The 16920-nt window shown below is 60.7% G+C and carries 20 protein-coding genes and 1 pseudogene; 16 read left to right on the top strand and 5 right to left on the bottom strand.

Annotated features, from left to right (window positions below; all coding sequences use genetic code 11):
* Positions 1 to 81: 81 nt before the first annotated feature.
* The 5 genes from argJ (at position 82) to NBG89_RS14770 (ending at position 3195) form a co-directional block, all read left to right on the top strand.
* The gene (gene argJ / locus NBG89_RS14790) at positions 82 to 1323 is read left to right on the top strand and encodes a bifunctional glutamate N-acetyltransferase/amino-acid acetyltransferase ArgJ (RefSeq protein ID WP_431320572.1); all 1242 of its coding nucleotides are present in this window, start codon (positions 82 to 84) and stop codon (positions 1321 to 1323) included.
* Complete coding sequence (locus tag NBG89_RS14785; RefSeq protein WP_431320571.1) at positions 1292 to 2113, top strand: GNAT family N-acetyltransferase; 822 nt, start codon at positions 1292 to 1294, stop codon at positions 2111 to 2113. The genes argJ and NBG89_RS14785 overlap by 32 nt, the downstream gene beginning before the upstream one ends.
* A complete protein-coding gene (mutT, locus tag NBG89_RS14780) occupies positions 2110 to 2523 on the top strand; it encodes an 8-oxo-dGTP diphosphatase MutT (protein WP_088693705.1) in 414 nt (137 codons plus the stop codon). The genes NBG89_RS14785 and mutT overlap by 4 nt, the downstream gene beginning before the upstream one ends.
* Positions 2524 to 2646: 123 nt before the next feature.
* Positions 2647 to 2964 (top strand): hypothetical protein, encoded by a 318-nt coding sequence (locus tag NBG89_RS14775; protein ID WP_088693704.1) that lies wholly within the window; start codon positions 2647 to 2649, stop codon positions 2962 to 2964.
* Between the two features lie 66 nt (positions 2965 to 3030).
* On the top strand, positions 3031 to 3195 hold the full coding sequence (locus NBG89_RS14770; RefSeq protein WP_088693710.1) for a Flp family type IVb pilin: 165 nt from the start codon (positions 3031 to 3033) through the stop codon (positions 3193 to 3195).
* A gap of 8 nt (positions 3196 to 3203) precedes the next feature.
* Here the strand turns inward: NBG89_RS14770 and NBG89_RS14765 are convergent, their stop codons facing one another.
* A complete protein-coding gene (locus NBG89_RS14765) occupies positions 3204 to 4088 on the bottom strand; it encodes a methyltransferase domain-containing protein (protein WP_431320570.1) in 885 nt (294 codons plus the stop codon).
* A 92-nt stretch (positions 4089 to 4180) separates the two neighbouring features.
* Between NBG89_RS14765 and NBG89_RS14760 the strand changes: the two are divergent.
* The 4 genes and pseudogenes from NBG89_RS14760 to NBG89_RS14745 all read left to right on the top strand — a co-directional run bounded on the left by NBG89_RS14760 (position 4181) and on the right by NBG89_RS14745 (position 6535).
* Positions 4181 to 4953 (top strand): annotated as a pseudogene (locus NBG89_RS14760) (ComF family protein).
* A gap of 32 nt (positions 4954 to 4985) precedes the next feature.
* A complete protein-coding gene (gene grxC / locus NBG89_RS14755) occupies positions 4986 to 5243 on the top strand; it encodes a glutaredoxin 3 (RefSeq protein ID WP_088693702.1) in 258 nt (85 codons plus the stop codon).
* Between the two features lie 9 nt (positions 5244 to 5252).
* Positions 5253 to 6110, top strand: coding sequence for a carbon-nitrogen hydrolase family protein (locus NBG89_RS14750; protein WP_431320569.1), 858 nt, complete (start codon positions 5253 to 5255; stop codon positions 6108 to 6110).
* Positions 6107 to 6535, top strand: a complete 429-nt coding sequence (locus NBG89_RS14745) for a DUF1178 family protein (RefSeq protein ID WP_431320568.1) — start codon at positions 6107 to 6109, stop codon at positions 6533 to 6535. The genes NBG89_RS14750 and NBG89_RS14745 overlap by 4 nt, the downstream gene beginning before the upstream one ends.
* Here NBG89_RS14745 and NBG89_RS14740 read toward each other — a convergent pair.
* The gene (locus tag NBG89_RS14740) at positions 6532 to 7287 is read right to left on the bottom strand and encodes an SDR family NAD(P)-dependent oxidoreductase (RefSeq protein WP_431320567.1); all 756 of its coding nucleotides are present in this window, start codon (positions 7285 to 7287) and stop codon (positions 6532 to 6534) included. The two genes, NBG89_RS14745 and NBG89_RS14740, sit on opposite strands and share 4 nt — an antisense overlap.
* 294 nt (positions 7288 to 7581) lie before the next feature.
* Here NBG89_RS14740 and NBG89_RS14735 point away from each other — a divergent pair, with 294 nt between their 5' ends.
* The 6 genes from NBG89_RS14735 to NBG89_RS14710 all read left to right on the top strand — a co-directional run bounded on the left by NBG89_RS14735 (position 7582) and on the right by NBG89_RS14710 (position 11514).
* Positions 7582 to 8166: a L,D-transpeptidase gene (locus NBG89_RS14735; RefSeq protein WP_088693698.1), complete on the top strand. Its 585-nt coding sequence runs from the start codon at positions 7582 to 7584 to the stop codon at positions 8164 to 8166.
* Between the two features lie 170 nt (positions 8167 to 8336).
* Positions 8337 to 8468 carry an ABC transporter gene (locus NBG89_RS14730; RefSeq protein ID WP_088693697.1) on the top strand — a complete coding sequence of 44 codons (132 nt, stop codon included), beginning with the start codon at positions 8337 to 8339 and terminating at the stop codon, positions 8466 to 8468.
* Between the two features lie 151 nt (positions 8469 to 8619).
* On the top strand, positions 8620 to 9198 hold the full coding sequence (locus NBG89_RS14725) for a hypothetical protein (protein ID WP_431320566.1): 579 nt from the start codon (positions 8620 to 8622) through the stop codon (positions 9196 to 9198).
* A gap of 57 nt (positions 9199 to 9255) precedes the next feature.
* Positions 9256 to 9843, top strand: coding sequence for a protein-S-isoprenylcysteine O-methyltransferase (locus NBG89_RS14720; RefSeq protein WP_088693695.1), 588 nt, complete (start codon positions 9256 to 9258; stop codon positions 9841 to 9843).
* Between the two features lie 10 nt (positions 9844 to 9853).
* On the top strand, positions 9854 to 10639 hold the full coding sequence (locus NBG89_RS14715; protein ID WP_431320565.1) for a hypothetical protein: 786 nt from the start codon (positions 9854 to 9856) through the stop codon (positions 10637 to 10639).
* Positions 10636 to 11514, top strand: a complete 879-nt coding sequence (locus NBG89_RS14710; RefSeq protein ID WP_431320564.1) for an SDR family NAD(P)-dependent oxidoreductase — start codon at positions 10636 to 10638, stop codon at positions 11512 to 11514. The genes NBG89_RS14715 and NBG89_RS14710 overlap by 4 nt, the downstream gene beginning before the upstream one ends.
* Positions 11515 to 11524: 10 nt before the next feature.
* Here the strand turns inward: NBG89_RS14710 and ubiG are convergent, their stop codons facing one another.
* Positions 11525 to 12274, bottom strand: coding sequence for a bifunctional 2-polyprenyl-6-hydroxyphenol methylase/3-demethylubiquinol 3-O-methyltransferase UbiG (gene ubiG / locus NBG89_RS14705; protein ID WP_431320563.1), 750 nt, complete (start codon positions 12272 to 12274; stop codon positions 11525 to 11527).
* Between the two features lie 189 nt (positions 12275 to 12463).
* Between ubiG and NBG89_RS14700 the strand changes: the two genes are divergently transcribed.
* Positions 12464 to 13426: a FecR family protein gene (locus NBG89_RS14700; RefSeq protein WP_431320562.1), complete on the top strand. Its 963-nt coding sequence runs from the start codon at positions 12464 to 12466 to the stop codon at positions 13424 to 13426.
* Here NBG89_RS14700 and NBG89_RS14695 read toward each other — a convergent pair.
* Complete coding sequence (locus tag NBG89_RS14695; protein ID WP_431320561.1) at positions 13423 to 15630, bottom strand: CHASE2 domain-containing protein; 2208 nt, start codon at positions 15628 to 15630, stop codon at positions 13423 to 13425. The two genes, NBG89_RS14700 and NBG89_RS14695, sit on opposite strands and share 4 nt — an antisense overlap.
* A gap of 181 nt (positions 15631 to 15811) precedes the next feature.
* Complete coding sequence (locus tag NBG89_RS14690; RefSeq protein WP_431320560.1) at positions 15812 to 16915, bottom strand: NADH:flavin oxidoreductase/NADH oxidase; 1104 nt, start codon at positions 16913 to 16915, stop codon at positions 15812 to 15814.
* Positions 16916 to 16920: the final 5 nt, after the last annotated feature.

Here is a 16920-nt window from a genome sequence, read left to right as displayed (position 1 = left end):
TCACTATTCGTTGTCGTATTTCCGCTGAGCGAGCTGGCTACACTTCGCCTGGAAATCCATTCAGCCATCAGGTCGATCGCCATGTCCGGTTCCGTTTCTCCGCTCGCTCCGAAATCCTATGCCACGATGCCCGATTTGCGTGGCGTACGCATGGCGACTGCATCAGCCGGCATCAAGTACAAGAACCGCACCGATGTACTGATGATGGTGTTTGACAAGCCGGCGGCTGTGGCGGGTGTCTTTACCCGCTCGAAGTGCCCCTCGGCGCCGGTCGATTTCTGCCGCGCAAACCTGCCGCATGGCGCAGCACGTGCCGTCGTCGTCAACTCCGGAAATGCGAATGCCTTCACCGGCCTGAAAGGCCGCGAGGCGACGGCCCTGACCGCGAAGTCGGCGGCGGCTGCCGTTGGCTGCGGCGAGAACGAAATTTATCTCGCGTCCACCGGTGTTATCGGCGAACCGCTGGATGCCACCAAGTTTTCTGGCGTTCTCGATCAGATGCACAAGGACGCGACCGGCGACTTCTGGTTCGAGGCGGCCAAGGCGATCATGACCACCGATACCTATCCGAAGGTCGCGACCCGCACTGCCGAAATCGGCGGCGTGAAGGTGACGATCAACGGGATCGCCAAGGGCGCCGGCATGATTGCGCCCGATATGGCGACCATGCTCTCTTTCGTCGTCACCGATGCTGATATCGCTCCCGCTGCCCTGCAGTCACTCCTGTCGGCCGGTGTCGACCCGACGTTCAATTCTATGACGGTCGATAGCGATACTTCGACGTCGGACACGCTGATGCTGTTTGCAACGGGTGCGACCGCCGAAGACGGTCAGGTCCGTGTCGAGAAGGCGGACGACCTGCGCCTCGGCTCGTTCCGCGCTGCCCTCAACGATCTCCTCAAGGATCTTGCGCTGCAGGTTGTTCGCGATGGCGAGGGCGCGACCAAGATGCTCGAGATCACTGTGACCGGCGCCGAGAGCGATGCCGCGGCCAAGAAGATCGCGTTGTCGATTGCCAATTCGCCGCTCGTCAAGACGGCGGCCGCCGGCGAGGACGCCAACTGGGGCCGCATCGTCATGGCCGTCGGCAAGTCGGGCGAAATGGCCGATCGCGATCGGTTGGCGATCTGGTTCGGCGACGTACGGGTCGCCGTCAATGGCGAGCGCGACGCCGGCTATTCCGAGGAAGCCGCGACCAACGTGATGAGACAGCAGGATATTCCTGTGAAGGTGGACATCGGTCTCGGAAACGGCGTCGCCACGGTCTGGACGTGCGACCTCACAAAGGAGTATGTCGCCATCAACGGTGACTACCGGAGCTGATCTTCCATTGACTGAAGCATTACCCAAGAAGGCAAATCTGCCGCTCGTGCGCAGGCTGGAGGCCGTTGGCTTTCGAGCCTGGCCGGCCTCGTCCGTGCAGTATGACGGCAGCTGGCAGATACGGCTGACGGCTGGGCATCCGTCCAATCGGCTGAATTCAATCGTGCCGCTCGATCCGTCCGATCACCGCGATGTCGAGATCCGGCTCGCGAAGGCAAGCCGCAAGTTCGAAGCCTATGGTCGTGCGGCTGTTCTTCGTCAGACGCCGCTCGCTTCGCCGGTGCTAATCGATCTCGTACGGGAGCAGCAGTGGGTGCCTTTCGACGAGACGGTCGTGATGACCTGCGATCTTGCACATGCGGAGCTGCCGGATACGCTCGATCACCTGCCGACGCACGATATCGGCCGCTTTGTGGATGCCAATCTGACAACCGATGGCGTGTCGTCCAAGCTGAAGCCCGCGCTGGCCGAGATCATAAATGCGATCAAGCCGCCATCGGGCCTCTTCATGATCGAGGATGCGCAGACGGGGCCGGTGGCGACCGTTCTTTGCGTTCAAGACAATGACCTCGCCGGCATTATGTCGCTTTCCGTCGCCAAGGAGCGCCGTCGCGAGGGACTTGGCTTGGAAATCCTGACCTCGGCTCTGCGCTGGGCGAGGATGCGCAGCGCCCGTTCCGCCTGGTTGCAGGTCAAGGCGACGAACGCTCCGGCATTGGCGCTTTACGAGAGGCTCGGCTTCCATGAGGCCTACCGCTATTCCTATTGGCGGCAGGAGCTATCGCGATGAGCGACGGAACCCGAAGCATCCTTCTCGTCGCCGCTTGCGCGTTGATCGATTCCGACGGGCGCATTCTGCTGGCGCAACGTCCTGAGGGAAAATCGCTTGCCGGACTTTGGGAGTTTCCCGGCGGCAAGGTGGAGCAAGGCGAGACGCCGGAAGAATCGCTGGTGCGCGAGCTTCATGAGGAGCTTGGGATCACGACGAAGGTCGCCTGCCTGGCGCCCTTGAGTTTCGCGAGCCATACCTATGAGAAATTCCACCTACTGATGCCGCTTTATATCTGCCGGCGCTATGAAGGAATTCCGCACGGGAAGGAAGGGCAGGCATTGAAATGGGTGAGGCCACAGGCCCTGCGCGACTACCCGATGCCACCGGCTGACGAGCCGCTTATTCCGATATTGCAGGATCTACTTTAGAAATTTCTGATCATTATCCCGCAAGCGTCCGATTTGGGTGTGGATATTAATCGATCGTTTAACACCTTCTGCCAAATATCGGCCTCAATCAAGCAACTGGCGTGTGTGTAAAAGGCTTGACGCATGGACGACGATTTCTGGAAAGCTGTGAGAGAAAAAGAACAGGCCTCGACTGCCTCGAGCAGAACGGGTGCGCTCAACATCGCACTGCTGTTTGGCACCGCTGTTGTTGCCCTGACTCTGATCTTGACGCCGATGCTTGCCGACAAATCCAAGTCGAGCGTCTTTGCCAGCGCGCCGTCCGAATTGGATACGATTACAACGGGCTCGATACCGAAGAGCGAGAACGGCAAGCGCTACACGATTCGCCAGAGCGTTCTTCAGGACACCCCGGGTTCCGTCTGCGTGGTCCAGGGTTACGGAAACGGAGCTGGCTGCTGAGACTGGCGTTGCTGTGGCGGCAGCTGCAACGTGATGGACGACTGCCGCTTTAGCGCCGAGGTGGATATGCGAGTGGTAAGAGCATTTCTGGCAGACATCCGCGGCGCAACCGCGATCGAATACGGCCTGATTGCGGCCCTCATATCCGTCGCTCTCATCGGTGGGGCACAGGCGATTGGCGGCAATATCAACAGCGTCTTGAGCTATATCGCGGATCAGTTCCCCAACTAAGCCGATTTCTACTGTTTCAGCTTGTGCTCCTCGACCCTTAGCGCGTCGGCGAGCCTGACCTTCGCCGAGCCAGGGCGAAGCGGCTTTTGTTGGCTTTCGTGCGGCGCCCACCCCGAGACATAGATAATCGAGAAGGTTGCTCTGATCCGGCCGTCCGGATCAGCATAACGTTCGGCGTAGATTTCGGCCGCGCGTAGAAAGAAGGCGCGCGTCAAAGGCTTGTGGCTGCGCGCGATCAGCGGATTGCTCATGCCCATTGCCCGCAGATCCTTCATCAGCGGAAAGATCGAGTCGTAGCGCACGGTATAGGTCTCGGCGTCGATCACCGGCAGGGCGAAGCCGGCGCGCTGCATCAGGCCGCCGACGTCGCGGACGTCAGCAAAGGGGATCACCCGCGGGCTCGCGCCTCCGGTCATCTCGATTTCCGTCGCCAGCAGCACTTCGCGCAGTTCCTGCAGCGTGCCGGCCCCAGGGATCGCGGCAAGAAAGAGCCCATCCGGCTTCAGCGCGCGACGGATCTGGATGAAAACGCCGGGCGTATCGTTGGTCAGGTGGAGGCTCAGTGGCGCCAGCACCAGGTTTGCCGACTGCGGCTCCAGTGGAACCTCTTCCAACGCGGCCTCGACAAAGGGCTCGTCCGCCTTTGCATAGGTCTGCTCGCTCTCGACGCGCGTCAGTTGCCGGATCTTGCCGGTCGCCACCGCTGCGCGGGCTGCAGCGCCCGTGGCACCATGCAGCTCGACTGCCTGTTCGAATGTGCGTTCGACTACGGCAAGGCGCTCACCCAGTTCCTCGGCGGCGATATCAAGGAGGAACGCCGCCTTGGGGTCGTGGTTGCGAAGCGCGCGATGGCGGTTTGCCGCAATGCGGGCCTGGTCGAAGATCATGTCCATGGCGCAGTGAATAATCCTGCAGGGCAGGCGCGGCAAGGCGATTTTCCTCGGAGGCGAAACGCGCTAGTCTTTCGCGACAGGGTTGAGAGCCAATGGGCCTTAGGAGATTACGATCTTCCATGCAGTTGAAAAGGGCGCTTCCGGCGCGTCCCCTCGGGTTACTGGCGGACCTCGTCTATCCGCCGGGATGCGTGGTTTGCGGCATCGCCACCGGCCGTCACAGCGGTCTTTGTCCGGCGTGCTGGTCCGCTGCGTTTCATCGAACAGCCGTATTGCGAAGTGCTAGGTATACCGTTCTCGCATGATCTTGGGTCTGGCATCCTCAGCGCCGAGGCGATCGCCAATCCGCCGCCGTTCGACCGGTTGCGGTCTGCGGCTTTTCATGACGAACCGGTGCGGCAGCTGGTGCACGGCCTGAAATACCGCGACCGAACAGATCTCGCGCCGATGATGGCTCGGTGGATGCTAAGGGCGAGTGACGGGATGGTCGAACGCTGCGACGCCATCCTGCCGGTGCCGCTGCATCGAAGCCGCCTGTTTTCGCGCAAGTTCAACCAGGCGGCCGAACTGGCGCGTCATCTCGCGCAGCAATCCGGCAAGGCGCTTCTGCCGGCAACGCTGACGCGCATCAAGCGCACCCGCCCGCAAGTCGGCCTCGGCGCAAAGGCGCGCGAGGAAAATGTTCGCGGTGTCTTTGCCATCGCCAAGTCGCGGGACAACGATGTCTTCGGTAAGCGGCTAATCCTCGTCGACGATGTCTATACGACTGGTGCCACGGTCGCTGCGGCAGCGAAGGTACTGCGCAAGGCAGGAGCCGGACATCACGGTTTTGACCTTTGCAAGGGCACTTTCAGAAACTATATGACGAAAAGATAACCTGTATTGTCTGGAGTCCTCATGGCACCCGTCACCATCTATACGCGCCAAGCCTGCGGTTATTGCGCGCGCGCCAAATCGCTGCTGTCCGAAAAGGGCGTCGATTTCGTCGAGCACGATGCAACCTCTGCGCCGGAGCTTCGCCAGGAGATGATCGGCAAGTCCAACGGTCGCACGACCTTTCCGCAGATTTTCATTGGCGAGCAGCATGTTGGCGGGTGTGATGATCTCTATGCGCTGGATCGTGCCGGCGGGCTTGATCCTCTGCTTGCGGCATAAGGAAGAACGATGACGTTTACGGCGGCCGCCATCCAGATGTGTTCCGGCGTCGATCCCGAGAGGAACGCGGCGGCGATGGCGCGCCTCGTCCGCGAGGCTGCAGGCCGGGGCGCGACGTATGTGCAGACGCCTGAGATGACAGGCATGCTGCAGCGCGACCGGGCGGCTGCCAAGGCGTTGCTGCGCGACGAAACCAACGATGTCATCGTCCGAACCGGTTCGGAGTTGGCCCGGGATCTGGGCATCTTCACGCACGTGGGCTCCACCGCCATCGCGCTCGATGACGGTAAGCTCGCCAACCGCGGCTATCTCTTCGGCCCCGACGGCAAGATCCTCAATCGTTACGACAAGATCCACATGTTCGACGTCGATCTCGACAACGGCGAGAGCTGGCGCGAGAGCGCGGCCTACCGCCCGGGCTCCGAGGCGCGCGTGTTGTCGCTTCCCTTCGCCGAAATGGGCTTTGCGATTTGCTATGATGTTCGCTTCCCCGCGCTTTTCCGCGCCCAGGCCGTTGCCGGGGCCGAAGTAATGACCGTACCTGCTGCCTTCACGAAGCAGACGGGCGAAGCGCATTGGGAAATCCTGCTGCGGGCACGCGCAATCGAGAACGGCGTTTTTGTGGTTGCCGCTGCTCAGGCCGGTCGTCACGAGGACGGGCGCGAGACTTTTGGTCATTCGATGATCATCGATCCGTGGGGCAAGGTGCTGGCTTCGGCCGGTCCGCAAGGCGAAGCTGTCATTCTCGCCGACATCGACACCGCTGCCGTCAAGGCCGCCCACGACAAGATTCCGAACCTGAAAAACGACCGTGATTTTTCCATCGAGAGGGTTGCAGGGGAAGTCGCAGGAGGCGTGGCCGCTTGATCCGTTATTCCCTGCGCTGTGAAAATGCTCATGAATTCGAAGGCTGGTTTTCCGAAAGTGCCGATTTCGATCGCCAGGTCGCATCGGGCTTTCTGACCTGTCCCGTCTGCAATTCCACATCCATCTCCAAGCTCCTGATGGCGCCCTCCGTCTCGACGGCGCGCAAGAAGGACGAGATGCAGACGCTCGCGATGGATACGATGCGTCGGGACGCGTTCCAGAAGCTGAAAGAGGCCGTCGCGACGATCAAAGCCAATTCCGAGGACGTCGGAACGCGGTTTCCCGAGGAAGCGCGCAAGATCCACTATGGAGAGAGCGACGCGCGCGGGATCATCGGGCAGACCACTATGGATGAAGCGCAAGCGCTTCTTGACGAGGGCATCGAGATTGCCGCCCTGCCTGTTCTGCCCGACGATGTGAATTAGTGCGCGCTGTAAGCTCCGTCTACGAGATGGTAGCTGCCGGTGATGAAGCTTGCCTGCTCCGACAATAGGAAACAGGTGAGTGCTGCCACTTCCTCCGGTGTGCCGCGCCTGCCCATCGGCTGCAGTGCCTCCATGCGGCGGCTGCTCGCGATATCGCGATGTTCTGACGAAAGCGGTGTTTCAATCCAGCCGGGGCCGACCGCGTTGATGCGGATGCCCAGACGCGCATACTCTATCGCGGCCGCCTTTGTCAGTCCCACGACACCGTGCTTGGCCGCCGTATAGGCGCATGCTATCGGCAATGCGACGGCACCGAGCACGGACGACACGTTGACGATCGCCCCGCCGCCACCAGCCAGCATGGCCCCGATTTCGTATTTCATGCAGTAGAAAACGCTGTTGAGGTTGACGTCCATCAGCTTGTGCCAGTTGTCGAGCGGGTAGTCTCCCGTCGCCCTGCGCACACCATCGACGCCCGCATTGTTGACCGCAAGATGCAGGCCGCCGCACGCATCGGCGGTTGCTGCAACCAGCTTTTCAACCGCCGCCGCATCGGTAACATCGACGACAAAATGGCGAGATTTTCCCCCTTTTTCGCGAATCTCCGCAGCAACGCGCTCTGCTGCTTCGGCATTGATGTCCGCGACAACAACCTGCGCACCCTCCTCAGCCAATTGCCGGGAGATGGCCGCGCCAATCCCCGAGCCTGCGCCCGTGACAATCGCCACTTTTCCTTCGAAACCAAGATTCATTGTTTCTTGCTACCGCTCCCCTGCAGCCAGATCAATTCAAACGCGAACAGTTGCAACCTCCTTGAAATCCTCCGTGTAGGCGCCGACGTTACGGCGCGAACCGTTCCAACCTAGCTTTGCGGCACATGTTACCGCAAGAGGTGCCTTCTCATTGGGGGACATTATGAAGGACTTATACAACGATAGGGAGGTTTCTGCACAGAAGAGCGCCGGAGCGATCCGACGATGGCTTGGCCTGAAAACAATGGGATGCTAAAGGAAGGCAATAGGGCTCACCATAATCAGCAGGTAACGATGGACAACGACCATATTACGCGCCGTGGCCTAATCTTGGGCTGTGTGGCTTTGATGACCTCTGGATGCACCACAGCGAGTTGGCCGATAGGGAATCCCTTTGCTTCGACAGGTGCCACCAGCTACCGCAATCGGCGACGGGAGGTTGCGTATTCGGGCAGCGAACAGCCGGGTAGCATCATTGTCAACACCTACGAGCGTTATCTTTACTATGTCGAGGCCGAAGGCCGTGCCACGCGCTATGGTGTTGCGGTCGGGGAAGAAGGTCTCACCCTGAAGGGCAATGCCGTTGTCGGGCGGAAGGCCGAGTGGCCATCATGGACGCCGACTGCGAGCATGATCGAACGCAAGCCGCGGTTGGCGCAGTATGCTGGGGGGGTTCCCGGAGGGGAAAACAATCCTCTCGGTGCTGCGGCGCTCTATCTCTACCGTGGCGGGCAGGATACCTACTTCCGTATCCACGGGACAAATGAACCGTGGCTGATCGGACAGGCGGTGTCGAATGGTTGCATCCGCATGACAAATGAAGACATCGTTCACCTCTACGGCCGCGCGCCCGTGGGGACCAGCGTTTTGGTCATATGATACTTACATTTTGTATCGATATTGCCACCGTCTGTTAGCATTGCGCGTCGCCTGCGCGACGCGAGGTGGCACTGTGCCCTTTCTGCACTTGGCTTGCAGCTAATTTACCGCTATTAGTAGAATCGTTGCCTTCGATAACCTATTCCATGCTAACGGAGAGGACTAGTTTGATGAGCAGAATCCTAATCATGTGCCTTGTTGCGTTGTTTTCCGTTTCGAGCCTGACGGCTTGCGGAGCAGTTGGTAAAGGCAAGGGCAAAGCCCCGCCGCCGGTGGCAGAGGCCGCACCAATCACTAAGTAACACCTGACCTTTGAGCAAGGGGGAGGGACTTCGTAGCCCCTCCCCCGAATCGTTGTCGGAGCCGGGCTGCCTTCGGGCAAATGCACAACCTTAGGCTGGCACTTTTGCTTGGTGGTCTGTGCTCATTCGATCTCGGAGATGAAGCGTAGTTATGACGCTTGCAAAAGGCCACCTATCCCTCCTGTTTCTCATCGCTCTCGCGCTCACATCCTGCCAATCGGACGACAAGCCACCGCAACCGAGGTTCACCTCGGACGCAAATGGTGCGCAAGTCGGCAAAGCCGTACAGCGCGACGGCCAATACTTCATCGAATTCCGTTCGCGCTACGCCCTGACCTATGGCCATACCTATGCGGTCTTCGGGCGCCTAAACAAGGCCGGCGGGATGATCAATCCGCAGGTCGCCGGTCTTGCGCCTGCTTCTCCCGATGCCGCGCCTTACGTCCTTGGGCACTTCATTCCCGTACCGGCAACGACCGGCGCAACGGATGGCGATCTTGAGGAAGCCTATCGTTCGGCAAGCTGGAGGATTTTGCTGACTGAAGCCGAGTATAACAAGACCGTCGCCTTCATTCGGGAACTGCAGGCAAAATCGAAGTTGTGGCAGGCCACCGTGGATAATTGCAACAATTTCGTCGGCGAGATCGCCAGTTCCATGGGATACAAGACGCCCAGCATCTGGCTTCGTCCGCAAGAGTTCATTACAAAGCTTCGAGAGATGAATACGTGAGTGCGGAGCGAGCCCGTCGGGTCATCGCTTCCACATGAAGGGCTCCGGTGATCTGAATTGAGCGTCGCTCTCATTGGCAAAATCATATGGGTGCTTGGCATCATTGCTTGGTACGCAATTCGCTATCCTTCGGAACGTCGCGCGAGGCGAACGAGGGTTGTGAGCGACCGTCGCTCGGGAGTAGAAGTGCTTGGTCTTTCGGCCGCGCTCATAGGACTCGCGTTCGTTCCCGGCTTTTATGTCGCCACGGGGAAGCCTGAAGCTGCCGACTATACGGCGCATCTATGGGCGGTGATCCTCGGCGCGGTATTGTTTTGCTCGGCTATGTGGGTCTTCCGCAGGACTCACAAGGCGCTCGGCCGAAACTGGTCGATCACGCTGCAGATTCGCGAGAAGCACGAGCTGATTTCTCATGGTCCCTATGCACTCGTCCGCCACCCCATGTATACGTCGTTCCTGCTGATGGCGCTCGGCCAGGCGTTTCTGCTGGCGAATTGGGTGGTTGGCCTAGCGGGCGTGATTGGCTTCGCAGTCCTCTTCTTTTTGCGGGTCGACAAGGAAGAGCGCATGATGCTGGAGATTTTCGGCCCTGAGTATCGCGCCTACATGGACCGGACGAAGCGAATTATCCCCTACATCTACTAGAGGACGCCTGATGCGGGGACGTGCCATCAAACTATCACCATCACGACGGCTGGTTGGGGACCTGATGCGGTTCTCGATCGGTGTGCCGCGCGTGACGGTGCAGCGACAGATGAACCTCGGGCCATTGCAACAGGCGCGGACGGCGCAGCAGAGCAAGACATCCTGGACAGTGTTGTTTCTGAAGGGCTATGCGCTGCTCAGCCAGGATGTGCCGGACCTGCGGCGCGCTTATGTCAAGCTGCCCCGGCCCCAGCTCTACGAATATCCGGTCAGTATCGCCTCCGTGGCCCACGAGCGCGAGTACGAGGGCGAGCGGATCGTTCTGCTGAGCACGATCGAAGACCCGGAGCATCGGTCGATAGCCGAGATCGAGCAACTGTTTCTTGCTGCCCGGTCAAAGCCGATTCACGAAATCAAGCAGTTCCGCAAGGCGCTGAAATTTGCGCGTGCGCCTGGCCCGATCCGTTGGCTGCTGATGTGGCTGGGGCTCAATCTAGGGCGGCAACGCGGACGCCGCTTCGGCACATTCCAACTCTCGGTCTATTCGGGGCTTGGCGCAGAATCGCTCAATCCGATGACGCCGCTGACCACGATTTTCAACTATGGCTCGATCTCCGAAGACGGAACGGTCACCGTCCGCATCCACTATGACCATCGCGTCATGGACGGTGCCAATGTCGCCCGCGCCCTGATTCGCTTCGAAAATATCCTGAACGGAGCGGTCACGGACGAAGTTCGGGGCATGGCGTCAACTGGCGCAACCCCGGGCGAAGTGGCGTCGGGAAAGGTATCATGACAGACCAACAGCGTGAAACGTTGCGCCCCGCCGTCGTCGTCGTCGGTGCGTCCCGCGGCATTGGCCGAGCTATCGCCAATGTCGCTGCGCGCGAAGGTGCGATTGTCGTCCTCGTTGCACGGTCGTCGGATGGACTGGCTGCTGCAGCAGATGATGTGAAAGCGGCGGGTGGCCAGGCGTTCACCTTTTCGCTCGATCTTCTTGCGGCCGACGCCTCGACACGACTGAAGGACTTCCTCACGTCCCACGGCTTGGTCTGCGACGTTTTGGTCAACAGTGCTGGTTATGGTTTGCGCGGTCCGGCGACGACGCTGCCGACTGCCGACCAGCTTGGGATGGTCGACCTCAACATTCGCGCGCTGACCGACATGACGCTGCAATTCCTGCCGGAAATGGTCGCCCGTGGGCACGGCGGCGTGCTCAATCTCGGTTCCATTGCCGGCTTCACACCGGGTCCGAACATGGCGCTATACTATGCCAGCAAGGCCTTCGTCCGCTCCTTTTCGGAGGCTTTGCATCAAGAGGTCAAAGCGACCGGCGTGACGGTAACCTGTGTCGCGCCCGGACCCGTTGCGACGGAGTTCCTGGAGCGGTCAGGCGCGGGCCGGGCTACCTTGTTCAAGATCCTCCCGAAGCTCAGCTCCGACTATGTGGCAGAGCGCGCCTGGCGCGGGTTCAAGTCCGGTCGCCGCCTGATGGTGCCAGGCTTTTCGGCGAAGCTAGTGGCCTTCTTGGCATCCGCTCTGCCATCGGCGGTGAAGGTGCCTTTGATCGGTCGCCTGCAACGGCGCAGTCGCGACTTGTGTCCTTGTGGCTCCGGCAAGCCTTTCAAGGAGTGCTGCGGCTCACGGCAGGCGCGCCGAGCGGGCGTCTGAGCCCCAACGGCTATTGGCTGGCGCGTTTCGCCAGCATCATGTAGTTCACGTCCATGTCCTTCGACAAATTCCACTGATTTGACAGCGGATTGAAGAAGACCCCGGTGCGATCGATGATCGAGAGGCCGTTTGCCGTGACAGGCTTTTCAATCTCTTCCGGGCGGACAAGTTTCTCATACTGGTGCGTGCCGCGCGGCAGCCACCGCAGGATATTTTCCGCAGCAAAGATGGCGAGCGCGGCGGCCTTCATCGTCCGATTGATGGTCGCGACAAACATCAGGCCGCCCGGCCGAACCATCTGGGCGCAGGTGGCCAGGAAGAAATCGACGTCGGCGACGTGTTCCACGACTTCCATGTTGAGAACGATGTCGAAGGTCTCGCCGGCTTCCGCAAGTTGTTCGGCCGTTACCGCGCGGTAATCGACAGGCACGCCAGACGCCTTGGCATGCGTCGAGGCAATGCCGATGTTCTTCTCCGACGGGTCCGCACCGACGACGCTGGCACCCATGCGCGCAACCGGCTCCGACAGCAGGCCGCCGCCACAGCCGATATCGAGAACGCGAAGACCGTCCAGCGGCTTCGCGCTGCGGATGTCGCGTCCGAAGTTTTCCGCGGCTTTATCGCGGATGTACGCGAGCCGTACGGGATTGAACTTGTGCAGCGGCTTGAACTTGCCGGTAGGGCTCCACCATTCCGCCGCCATCGCCGAGAAGCGGTCCACCTCTCCTTGGTCGATCGTGCTTTTTGCCGCTTCGCTCATGTTCCGTTCCTCGCATTCGTTCCGAGTGAAGTCGGACGAAGCCGCGCGGAAGTCAAGAGCGGATGGGGGATGCGGTGTCGCAAGCAACTTTCAGGTAAGGCGAACTGTGACGCTGCCTACACCAAGAAGATGAGGAGACGCTAAAGTTAACAATATGCTAATATACTGATAGTTTGTTGGGGGTCGACCATGTCTCGCTTCTGTGGTGCTGTCGTTGCGAGCCTGTTTGTTGCGTTGTTTGGGCCGATGCAGGCGTTTTCAGCCGAGCCGGTGGGGCAGGCGACATTGATCCGTACGGAGGTGACGGGCGAAACCGGTCCACTCGTCGTTCGATCACCAGTTCACCGCGATGAGCGCATTCGAACCTCCACATCCGGCCTCGGGCAGTTCATCTTCAAGGACGGCACGAAGCTTGCGGTTGGCGCCGGTTCAACGGTGGTGATCGACAAGTTCGTCTATGACGATTCTGCGTCGGTGAAGCGGCTTTCAATCAAGGCGGCGAAGGGGACGTTCCGGTGGATCAGCGGCAATTCGGCCTCCTCGGCCTATTCGATCGTGACGCCGGCCGGAACCATCGGGGTACGCGGCACGGCCTTCGATTTCTACGTCGGACCAAATGGCACGACCGCCATCGTCTTGTTGAACGGCGCGGCAAGCTTCTGCGGGCCTGGCGGCTGCAGGCAGCTGCGTCAGCAGTGCGATTGCGTGATTGCAACACGCGGCGGCAGGATGACCGATCCCAGCAAGGTTGACCGCCGTACGCTCCAGACACTCAGCAATCCACGCGCATTGCCGTTCCTTTCCGGAGATCAGCAGCTTTCCGGGGCACTTGGCGGCATTCGCACCAGTTGTGGGCTGGCATCGTTGCGCCAGGACCGCCAGGATCGGCCGCAGCCACAGCAACAGCAGGAGCGACCTGCACCGCAGGCGCCACAACAAGCGCCGCAGGCTCCACAGCAGACACCGCAACAGGCGCCGAATCCGCCGGATAAACCGGATAAACCGGACAAGCCCGAGCATCATCACCACGATCGGGACCACCACGATCGAGACCACCATGACCGTGATCACCGAGGGCATGACGGGGATGATGACGACGACCACGATCGCGACGGTGGTTATGGTCGCGAAGGCCGCAGCGGCAATTACTAAGGCTCAAGATGCAACTTGGTTTCGCGCGGCAAGCCCACCCGAGTGCTATCGTCGTCGGTAGCTTGGCTGTCACGGAAGTGGTCGGCGCGACGCCCGAGGCGGCTGTAGAATTGAGGCAATGTTGCCGTCAGTTCCGCTGCCTTGAGCTTGGCGATGTTGAGCATCTTCCGGCTATCCGGCGAATGGGCGCGGAGTGCCGCGACAAGCTCCGAATGAATGCGCTGCATGTCAGCAAAGGCGCCGGAGCTCCGAACGTGTTCACCGCCGACAACAGCGTAGAGGCGCGCCCTGCTGCTTTTGCCCTTCAGCCCAAGCAGGCCGGCGTCGAGGAGCGCGAAATGTGATAGTTCGCCGGCCGTGGTCTCCGAGACGAGGATGTCGAAGCCAACTTCCTTGCAGGCGGATTCGATACGCGCGGCAACGTTCACCGCATCGCCGACGGCGGAATAGTTGAAGCGCGTCTCGGCCCCCATGTTGCCGACGCAGGCAAGGCCTGTGTGAATGCCGATGCCAATGCCGACCTGATACTCCCTACCGAAGCCGAATGCATCCGATGCGTTGAGTGAAGCGAGCGTTTCACGCATGGCAAGGGCGGCGCGGACTGCCTTCGCAGGGTGGTCCTGCACATCCACCGGGGCGTTCCAGAAGGCCATGATCGAGTCGCCGATGAACTTGTCGAGCGTGCCCTCGTTGGCGGTCACGTGGCGGCTCAGCGCATCGAGCAACGTGTTCAGGAAGCGGACGACTTCGGCCGGCTGCAGCCGCTCGCTGAGTTCGGTGAAACCGCGAACGTCAACGAACATCACCGTCAGTTCGCGGTCGTCGCCTCCAAGGCGCATCGCATTGCGGGTGTGCTCAATCCGATAGAGCAGCGAGGGCGAGAGATACTGCCCGAAGGCGCGGCGGACTTCGCGCCGTTCGCGGTCGATGACGAGGATACGAAAGGAGGTGGCGGCGAAATGGATGATCGAGCCGGCAATGATTGGTGCGAGCGGATCGAAGAGCAGGCCCCAGGAGAAAAAGGCAAACCATGAAGCAGCGAGCGCTAGCGCCGTGATGCAAAGGCCGCAGGCGAGTGCTACGGCCGGGCTGACGAAGGTCGTAAGCACCACAAGGATCGTGCCCAATACCGCAATCGCGAGGATTTCCATGCCATCTGCCCAATCGGGCCGGGAGAGAAAGTGTCCGGTCAGGATTTGCTCGACGGTCTGGGCGTGCATGGAAACACCGGGGACGTTCTGGCCGAGCGCAGTCGTGCGGATGTCCTGCAGACCGGCAGAGGATGTCCCGACAAAGACGATGCTTCCGTCGATGGCGGCGGCGATTTGCGGATCGACGCCCTGCGGGGCAAGGATCTTGCCGGCGGAGATATAGCGTTCGGCGACATCAGGACTGGTATATAGCCACAGTTCACCGCTCGCCGTGACCGGTACGACGAACTCGCCGATCTTGACTGATGTCAGCGTGTCTGGAGCTTCGGGAGCGGCGGCAAGAACGTAGGTTGAAGCGCCTTGAGCGACGCGCAGAGCCTCGATCGCGAGATTTGGATAAAGCTGCTCACCGTCGGTCAAAAAGAGCGGCACCTTGCGTACGACGGCAGAGGGATTGCCGGGGTTGAGGCTGATATGGCCGAGGCCCGTGGCATTGATTTGCAGTTGCGGGCGCACCGGTGTTGCCGCATCGAGCCGCGGAGGGGCATTGACCGGGCTTTCGCCGGTAAAGGCAAAACCTGCCTTCACCGGTGGTCGGTAGTTACCCTCGGTCGTCAGGCCGAAACCGAGCACCACAGGGCGCCCGGCGATTGCCTCGGCGAAAAGTTCATCATTGTCAGGCAGCCGGCTCAGTAGCGTAGGGTCAACGCCCGCGACGTCGCGCATGACCGTGCGCGGCGAGAGGCGGTCAGGTTCGGCGAACAGGACGTCGAAAGCAATCGCCGCGGCTCCCATGTCGGATAGCCGTTCGACGAGCAGCGCAAGCCGGTCGCGCGGCCAGGGCCATTGGCCGAATTCCTTGAGCGATGCCTCGTCGATATCGATAATGCGCACGGGCGTCGGCTCGAAAGCGCGTGGTGAAATGCGCTGGTATTCGTCAAAGGTGATGTCGCGCAGCTGCCGCAGGAGCGGCGGGTCGCTCGCTCGCAGCACCGTAAAGGCTGCGACGATCGCGAGGCCAATGATAACGCCGATTTGCTGCGCACGCGTCATTTTGCAGTCGGAGCCCTTGCGTCGGAGGCGATGGACGCAGGTCGGTGCATGTCCGGCGTCTTCTCGGCGCAGTCAGGCTGCCTGTTTCCGTGGCGTGATGCAACTGCGCCTTTCGGGCGGCGGGAGTTCCGATATCGCGATAGCCTGTACGGAGCCCTAGCTGAACGCTTACAGGCCGCCGTCAGGTCACGAATAGCGATTTGAACTGCGATGGCTGGCAGCGGAGATATTGGTTGGCGGCCTTCACCTGGCCACCGAGTTCAGCTGCAGCATGCCACGGCCAACGGGGATCGTAGAGGACCGCGCGGGCGAGAGCGACAAGATCGGCATCGCCGGTGGCGACAATGGCTTCGGCTTGTATCGGTTCGGTGATCAGGCCCACAGCGACAACAGGGATATCGATGGCAGATTTGATCGCGCGCGCGAGCGGTACCTGGTAGTTGGGGCCAATGGGGATCTGCTGGGCGGGATGAAGCCCGCCGCTGGATACGTGAATTGCGTCACATCCCCTTGATTTAAGATTCTGCGCAAAGGCTATGACTTGATCGATGTCCAGGCCGCCCTCGACCCAGTCCGTTGCCGACACCCGCATCGTCAGAGCTCTGTCGGACGGCAAGGCCGCCTTAACGGCCTCGAATACCTCTAGAGGAAACCGCATGCGGTTTTCGAGCGAGCCGCCATATTCGTCGGAGCGCTGATTGGACAACGGGGACAGGAACTGATGCAGCAGATAGCCGTGTGCGCCGTGAATCTGAACAGCATCGATGCCGATCCTCGCAGCGCGAACCGCGGCGGCGGCAAATGCGTCCCGTACGCGTTTCAGGCCCTCCCGATCCAACGCCGTCGGCGGCACAGAGTTGGGATTGAAAGCAATCGCGGACGGAGCCTCGGTCTGCCAGCCATTCGAATGATCGGGAGGAAACGGCGAGCCGCCGCGCCAAGGAACCTCTGTGGACGCCTTGCGACCAGCATGGGCAAGCTGCACGGCAATTGGCGTATCGGACCAACGGCGGATGGCTTCGAGAGTGCGGGCCATTGCCGCTTCGGTGCTATCGTCGTAGAGCCCGACGTCCGCAAACGTGATCCGTCCCTCGGGAACGACCGCCGTGGCCTCGATCGTCAGCAACGCGGCGCCTGACAAAGCCAGTTGACCGAGATGGATCATATGCCAATCGGTCATGCAGCCATTCTTGGCAGAATACTGGCACATCGGCGCAATAACGATCCGATTTGCCAGCTCAACATTGCGGACGCGAAACGGTGTGAACAGAACGGGCTGCGACAAGCTTG

Source organism: Rhizobium sp. YTU87027, assembly GCF_050644135.1.
Lineage (GTDB): Bacteria > Pseudomonadota > Alphaproteobacteria > Rhizobiales > Rhizobiaceae > Rhizobium.
This window is presented reverse-complemented; position numbering and strand designations above follow the sequence as displayed.